Source organism: Ligilactobacillus sp., assembly GCF_036846325.1.
Taxonomy (GTDB): domain Bacteria; phylum Bacillota; class Bacilli; order Lactobacillales; family Lactobacillaceae; genus Ligilactobacillus.
Window position 1 is genome coordinate 1 of sequence record NZ_DAIUCE010000152.1, and the last position, 2,928, is coordinate 2,928.

2 protein-coding genes are annotated in these 2,928 nt (G+C 51.1%); one reads left to right on the plus strand and one right to left on the minus strand.

Annotation, left to right across the window (positions count from 1 at the left end; translation table 11 throughout):
• Positions 1–91 precede the first annotated feature (91 nt).
• Positions 92–1,957 carry a hypothetical protein gene (locus V7Z60_RS09570; RefSeq protein ID WP_334117586.1) on the minus strand — a complete coding sequence of 622 codons (1,866 nt, stop codon included), beginning with the start codon at positions 1,955–1,957 and terminating at the stop codon, positions 92–94.
• A gap of 397 nt (positions 1,958–2,354) precedes the next feature.
• Between V7Z60_RS09570 and V7Z60_RS09575 the strand changes: the two genes are divergently transcribed.
• Positions 2,355–2,928 (plus strand): aldo/keto reductase (locus V7Z60_RS09575; RefSeq protein ID WP_334117587.1); only part of this gene is annotated, 574 nt, incomplete at its 3' end.

Below are 2,928 nucleotides of genomic sequence, written 5' to 3' on the forward strand. Positions count from 1 at the left end.
GGCATTAAAACCTTAGATATGCAATTGCAGCGGATGACAACTTGATCTTCCTTACTTTATCACCGCAGCTGAAAAAGAACTGATGCCTCCTTCAGCGTCCTTCGGCAATTTTTATGATGTCAGAAAACATTTCCCTGTCAATGTAGCATCCGGCCGCAGTATTCTCCGTCACGTTGACTGCACAGTCAAAAACGTCAATCATGGCACCGACCGTCTGCACAAGGCCGTTCCAGCTGCCTTCACCCATCCCGGCCCTGAGTCTCTTCCAGTCGGTATACATCCGGACTGCTTCGCGTTCCTCCGTCTTTCCCTTCATCGTCGGTAAACCGAGCGTCGCATCCTTCTTCAGCATTCCGTTTTCATCAACATTGAACGTCTCCTGACCGGTTACCGGAACAAGCAGACGTGCACCGGCCATTGCCTTTGCCATGAATGTGAAATACAGACTGCAGACCGTCTGCTCATCGTCCGTTTCCGGTCTCCCCATCTGACCGAGCATTAGAATCCAGCGTTCAACATCGGGATTGGTGACCGTAACCTTCTCTTCCGGAACACCGGTGTAGTCGGGAGATTCAACCAGGACTGACTGGTCAAGCACCGTGTCCGAACAGTTGATTCTGATTCCGCAGGCTCCGTTAAGGAGAACGCATTCCTCAAGAAAATGCCTGATGCCTTCCCCCTCCGGACCATTCTCGATTCTTTTCATCTCAAACCTGTCAGCCGGATAAGAGCCTGACATCTGCCTGAAGTGCGGCTCGGTGAAGATCCAGATATCCGGCGGCGTGACGTTGTAGTTTCCATTGCTGAGAAGTGTCCTGGAGAACATGGCAGGCTCTCCGGTCATGTTGCTGAACAGACAGTAGATGTAGTCAAGGTTGAACAGCCTGGCTGTGATGGCATCGACCAGCACCGACACCTTCTGCCGGTTCTCCTCTGCATCCTGTTCAGTTTCCTCAGGCTCCACTTCCTTTATGTACTGCCGGAACATGAACCAGACCTGGCAGCAGTCAGACACGGACATCTGTCTGACCGTTCCGGAATCAAGATTCATTCTCCTGACCAGAATGCAGTTGTCACTAAGTCCTCTGCAATGCTGGTCCCAGACAGTCTCCTGCGAGACGTTCCTTGAATGGATGACCGCTCCGCTGACAATTCTGTCCGGAGAAATTCCGGCAAGCGTGAACGAAATCCGCTGATCGGTTGCTTCCTTTAAGGTCTTCTTCCCGTCCAGCGACTTGATTTCCGTAACGAACGCCGTGAGAACCTCAGTCTCCCTGTCATCGTGCATAATGCTTACACGCACATCATCACCGGCACGAAGAGTTCCCCTGAGGTCGCCGCTGACGTCTGCCGCATTTTCACGGTCGCATTTGAAGCTGCATGCAACTCCGACCGCAAACCAGTCGTATTTTCTGCCTCTGCCGGCAAGCGCCGCCAGTTTTTCCCTGAATCCCATAATCATAAGTCCCCTTCCCAACTTGTCCTCAAGCAGCATTCTCAGTCTTTCGGGTTCATCACCGCGCAGATTCCCGGCATCAATCAAAACGAACTGATGTGCAATGTTCTTCAGCCAGAAGTAGTGACCACACCTGCCCCACTCCCTGTATGCGCTCCAGTCATCATGACCTGTGCCGACCTGCGATTCGTATCCGATGCCCGTCTCATCGATGTGATACACACGGTATCCCGAAGTCAGCTGCCTGTCCGCCGTTCTTGTTCTGATGTCAAAGATCATCCCCGAGAGACTCATGATCGTCACGATGAAGGCAACTGCGCACAGAACTGACAGTACCATGATTGTTCCCGACTGCATGTTGCGCGCAATAGCTGCCAGATCAAGAGTCATGACCCCTGTTCCGGTCGCCAGTGCAATCTTTGCGTTACGGCTCCTGTAAAGAGTCACCTTCTTCAATGCCTTCAGCGCTTCAGCATCTACTTCAGTCCTGCAATTCAACATCCTTGTCCTACCCCCTGAACATACCTTATCCCTATTCTTCAATCCGTCCGTCAAATTCCCCATGACCGATTAACATATCTTGATTATATCAGAGAAAGATTAAAATTACACCAATAAAATTAATTTTATGTGAAATAAAACTGGATTTGTATATATAATATGATACAATGGTGCGCCGAAGATTATCCCCTGATTTTCACGTCAAGTATCAGGATGCTCCCGCAGCCCTTTTCGCCGCATATACCAATAAATCAATTTCATTCTTATAAGAATGATCTGCTGCGAAATGCAATGTTCTTCTTTCGAAAGTCCGGCCCATACCAGCCGCAATCGCTTTCACAAACTAGCGGAAAGATGTTAGAATCAAGAGGGAAACAACGAAAGCGAGGTAATTTTCATGTACATACCAGCAAAGGACAGATATGAGAGGATGCAGTACGCAAGATGCGGGAGGAGCGGACTGAAGATGCCGAAGATGTCACTTGGACTCTGGCACAACTTTGGTGACACTGGCGTCTTTGACAACATGAAGCAGCTGATCTTCACTGCATTTGACAACGGCATCGTCCACTTCGACCTTGCCAACAACTACGGACCGGCGTACGGGAGTGCGGAGAAGAACTTCGGCAGAATCCTCGATGAGGAGCTGAGACCGTACAGGGACGAGCTGCTCATCAGCACCAAGGCCGGCTACGACATGTGGGAGGGGCCTTACGGAAACTGGGGCAGCAGGAAGTACCTGCTGTCAAGCCTTGACCAGAGCCTGAAGCGGATGCGGCTCGATTATGTCGACATCTTCTACCACCACAGGATGGATCCCGAAACGCCGCTTGAAGAGACAATGGGCGCCCTTGCCAGTGCGGTTCAGTCGGGCAAGGCACTCTACGCCGGGCTGTCGAACTACGACGGAGAAACGCTTGAAAAGGCCGCAGCCATTCTGGACGACCTGAAGTGCCCGTTCGTAATCAACC